Below are 4,195 nucleotides of genomic sequence, written 5' to 3'. Positions count from 1 at the left end.
TTGTAGGTGCCCGGCTGCTGGTAGGTGTGGGTCGGGTGCTGCTCGGTGCAGGCCGCATCGGGGCCCTGAACGGCCTGCGCTGCATTTACAAGCCTGACTTCCTGTACGCCAAGGCTGGGGTGATGCAGATGGAGCTTCAACCGGCTTCGGTGCACCAGGGTGAACTGCTGCTTGACGAGGAGCCTGGTGAGAGACGGGACAAAGGCCGGTTGATGGGCGCCCTGGATGGGCTCAACCGGCGCTATGGCCGGGGCACGGTGCTGCTGGGCAGTACCGGTCTGGAGGGAGATCGCAGGCGCTGGTCGATGAAACAGGAGCGGCGTACGCCGCAGTACACAACGCGATGGGAAGACATGCCCGTGGTGCGGACGTGAAGTACTCCCAATGAGGGGCACTGCTGTGCATCAGGCCGAATTTGTCGTAGGCGTTTCAAGCGACCTGAATCGATAATGGTTCCGAGTCGGCCTGAACAGTCGGCCCTCCTCCCTGAAAAGTCGTGTGACAGCGACTTTGATTTGCCCGGCCCTCGTGCCGGGTTTCTTTTTTCTGGCGCGCAAAGGCGGCAGGGCCTCGCGCGCCGCGAATGTGCTGGAAAACAGCCCAAATCCAGCAGCAGCACAGGGGGTTTCAAGTCCTACATTGACCTCACGGTGTTCAGAGAAACGGCAAGCACTGCCACCTCACGAACAACGTCGAACCGAGGACTTGACCATGAACCATGCACCTCTCGCCAACACCCTGTGCTGGCATTCCACGAAAGCGGCAACCTTGCAGAGAAGCCTGGCGGCAACGCTGGCGAGCGCCGCCGCCAGCTTGTTGCTCACCTTGGGGCTCCTCGCACCATCGGCGGCGCGCGCCGTCGATGGCTGCCTGGTTTTACTGTGCTTTGCGGCACCGAGCTGGAAGTCGGTCCCTCAGTGTGTGCCACCGATCCGAAAGGTGCTTCGGGATCTGGCTCGGGGCAAGGCCTTTCCTACGTGCGGTATGTCTGGCGCAGGTAACTCGGCTCGGCATGTGTGGGCTCGGGCGCCGGGCAACTGCCCACCCCAGTACACCCGGGTGCATGAGTCCGAGAGCGGACCGATCTACACCTGCGACTACACCGGGGCGATCACGGTCACGATCGACGGCAAGCAGTTCACACGCACCTGGTGGGATATGGGTGGCGACACCGTGACGGACTTCAGCCCGGTCGCGAAGTCCCAGCTGGGCACTTGGGACACCCAGTACGACAACGACCACGCCACCTGGCTTCGCTCCCGTCCGTGAGGGCTGCGCCATGGAAGCATCCACCTTCGCGGCACTGGCCTTGGCCTGCGCGCCACAGGTCCACCTGACCACAGCACACGCGCTCGTCGCCGTCGAAAGCGCCTTCAACCCCTGGGCCATTGGCGTCGTAGGCGGTTCGCTGCAACGCCAACCCCGCCACCGCACCGAGGCATTGGCCACCGCGCTGGCTCTGCAGGCCGCTGGCCGCAACTTCAGCGTGGGCCTCGGCCAGATCAACATGGGCAACTTCCAGCGCCTGGGCCTGTCGCTGGAATCGGCCTTCGAACCTTGCTCCAACCTGGCCGCCATGCAGACGGTGTTGAGCGAGTGTTTCGAGCGGGCGCGACGCAAGTCACCCAGCAGATCGGGCGACCAGGTAGCCCTGCGCGCTGCGCTCTCCTGCTACTACAGCGGCAACTTCACCACCGGCTTTCGCCATGGCTACGTGGGCAAGGTGGTCGCCGCAGCCCGCAACCCTCTCCCCATCAGTCAACACACCCCCATTAAGGAGCCGTCATGACCCGCATTCGTCTCTTCGTACCACAGCGCCACCTCGCAACCGCCCTGCTGATGTTGGCTGCAGCCTCAAAGAGCTGGGCACAGGGCTTCGACAAGATCAACACCACGGTCACCAACGTCAACACCATCCTGGTGACGATATCGATTGCGGTGGTGACCATCGCGATCATCTGGGCGGGCTTCAAGATGATCTTCCAAGGCGCTCGCCTGGCCGATGTGGCCAATGTGCTGATTGGTGGCACGCTGGTGGGTGGAGCTGCGGCCTTCGCCAGCTACATCGTCAGCTGAAGGCTGAAGGTGCAGACCATGCAGGCCGAAGCCATCTACAAGGGCGCCACGCGCCCGGCCATGAAGCTGGGCATTCCGCTGGTGCCGCTGGTGATCCTGTTTGGCACCGGCATGTTGCTGATCATGTGGGGCGGCATCCTGGTGAGCTGGTGGCTTGCGCTGGGTGTGGTCCTTTCCATTGCACCGGTGTTGCTCTGGATGCGCTGGTTGACAGCCCGTGATGACCAGCGGTTCCGGCAGATCTTTGTGGTCCTCAAGCTGAAGCTGCACGACCGCAACCGGCGGTTCTGGCGCGCGCGCAGCTACTCGCCTACGCTCTACCGGGGAGGCTCCGATGTTTGGCATGTTTGACCGATCTGTCGGCGCGGGCCCTCGTCGCTCTGGGCGCCCTGCTACAGGTCAGCCACAACCGCGCCATTGGGCACAGGCGCTGAAGGAGAACCCGCTCACGCGGTTTGTGCCTTTCTCCTCACTGGTCAGCGAAAACGACGTCATCACGCGTGGGGGCGACTTCATGCGCGTGTGGCGCCTCGACGGCGTGGCCTTCGAATGCGCTGATGAACACCTGATCGCCGAACGGCATGAGGCCCTGTGCAGCCTGTTGCGCAACCTGGCCGGCGGCCAATGGGCCGTGTGGACTCATCGGCTCCACCGAAAGATCCACGACCAACTGGAAGACCCGCTGCAATCTGGCTTCGCACGGGACCTATCACAGGCCTACCAGGCCAGGCTGGGCAAGCACGCCATGATGAGCAACGAGCTGTACCTGACGCTCGTCTACCGGCCCAATGCCTCACGCCTCAGCCGGGCGCTGCAATCGACCCAGCGTTCAAAGACCGCCATTGCCGCAGCGCATGCCGAAGCCTTGCGCGTGATGGAAGAACGAACGGCTTTCGTGCGCCGGGTGCTGCGCGGCTTTGGCCCTCAACTGCTGGGGGCTCGCATGCAAGGTCCAAGGCGGTACTCCGAACTGGCCGAGTTTCTGGGCTACCTGGTCAACGGCAGCTGGAGGCCAGTGCCCCTTGCGGCAGGGCCGCTGTACCGCACCTTGCCCACCACCCGCCTGTCCTTCGGTGGTGACAAGCTGGAACTTCGACATGGCGAACAGCGCCGTTGCGCGGCCCTGGTGGACATCAAGGAATACGCCGACGCGGTGGAGCCGGGCATCCTGAACTCGCTGCTGTATGAAGACAGCGAATTCATCGAAACTCAGAGCTTCTCGATACTGCCCCGGCGCGAAGCCATGCGTGCGCTGGAGCTGCAACGCGACCAGCTGATCGCCAGCGACGATGTGGTGGCCAGCCAGATCGCCGACATGGACGAAGCGATGAACGAGCTGGGCGACGGTCAGTACTGCATGGGCGAGTACCACTACAGCCTGGTGGTGTTCGGTCAGCCAGGGGAAGACAGCCTGGCCGATGCCGGGCGACGGGCTGCACAGGCGATTGGCGCGGTGGGCGAAGCGTCCAGCCTGCAGATGTCGCCGGTGGATCTGGTGGCCGATGCCGCCTGGTTTGCCCAGATGCCCGGCAACTGGCAGTGGCGCCCGCGCGATGCCAAGCTGTCGTCCCGCGCTTTCGCGGCCCTGGCCAGCGGTCACAACTTTGCCCGGGGCAAGCGCGACGGCAATCCTTGGGGGGAGGCGTTGGCCTTGCTGCGCACCCCATCGGGCCAGCCCTTCTATTTGAACCTGCACAGCAGCCCGGAAGGCGAAGACTCTGCCGACAAGAAGCTGCCCGGCAACACCATCATCATCGGATCCACCGGCGTCGGTAAGACCACGCTGGAGATGTTCCTGCTCACGCTCACCCGCAAGTGGAACCCGGCTCCAAGGCTGGTGCTGTTTGACCTGGACCGGGGTTGCGAGATCGCGATACGGGCCTTGAACGGTCGGTACTTCACCCTTGAAGCGGGCAAGCCCACCCACCTGAACCCGCTGCAGCGCGACCCCACGCCAGCACGCATCCAGTTCTGGGAACAGCTGATCCGGATTTGCATCGCCACGCCCGCCCTGCCTTTGCTGCCGGCCGATGAGCGCGCGATTGCCGACGCCGTCAAGACGGTGGCCACGATGCCAACAGCTCTGCGCCGCTTCTCGACGGTTCGCCAAAACCTGCCG

General features: G+C 63.9%; 6 protein-coding genes. All 6 read left to right on the top strand.

The genetic code is table 11. The features are described 5' to 3' along the window. The coding region (locus ABYB95_RS18240; protein ID WP_372660098.1) for a DUF4113 domain-containing protein at positions 1-374 on the top strand (374 nt) is incomplete at its 5' end. A 685-nt stretch (positions 375-1,059) separates the two neighbouring features. After that, on the top strand, positions 1,060-1,269 hold the full coding sequence (locus ABYB95_RS18235; protein ID WP_237707216.1) for a hypothetical protein: 210 nt from the start codon (positions 1,060-1,062) through the stop codon (positions 1,267-1,269). A gap of 10 nt (positions 1,270-1,279) precedes the next feature. Further along, positions 1,280-1,789 (top strand): lytic transglycosylase domain-containing protein, encoded by a 510-nt coding sequence (locus tag ABYB95_RS18230; RefSeq protein WP_008904126.1) that lies wholly within the window; start codon positions 1,280-1,282, stop codon positions 1,787-1,789. Continuing rightward, a complete protein-coding gene (locus ABYB95_RS18225; RefSeq protein ID WP_008904125.1) occupies positions 1,786-2,076 on the top strand; it encodes a TrbC/VirB2 family protein in 291 nt (96 codons plus the stop codon). Before ABYB95_RS18230 ends, ABYB95_RS18225 begins: the two co-directional genes overlap by 4 nt. A gap of 18 nt (positions 2,077-2,094) precedes the next feature. Next, entirely contained in the window at positions 2,095-2,427 is a 333-nt protein-coding gene (locus ABYB95_RS18220) for a type IV secretion system protein VirB3 (protein ID WP_034693592.1), read from the top strand. Positions 2,428-2,533: 106 nt separating this feature from the next. Then, the coding region (locus ABYB95_RS18215; protein ID WP_372660095.1) for a VirB4 family type IV secretion/conjugal transfer ATPase at positions 2,534-4,195 on the top strand (1,662 nt) is incomplete at its 3' end.

The organism is Hydrogenophaga sp., assembly GCF_041633695.1.
In the GTDB taxonomy this organism is placed as follows: Bacteria; Pseudomonadota; Gammaproteobacteria; order Burkholderiales; family Burkholderiaceae_C; genus Hydrogenophaga.
The sequence above is the reverse complement of the archived record's forward strand: the minus strand, read 5'-3'. Positions and strand labels throughout refer to the sequence as shown.

Coding starts and splice junctions, on each gene's coding strand:
- ABYB95_RS18220 (WP_034693592.1), top strand. CDS start 2,095: ATGCAGGCCGAAGCCATCTACAAGGGCGCCACGCGCCCGGCCATGAAG.
- ABYB95_RS18225 (WP_008904125.1), top strand. CDS start 1,786: ATGACCCGCATTCGTCTCTTCGTACCACAGCGCCACCTCGCAACCGCC.
- ABYB95_RS18230 (WP_008904126.1), top strand. CDS start 1,280: ATGGAAGCATCCACCTTCGCGGCACTGGCCTTGGCCTGCGCGCCACAG.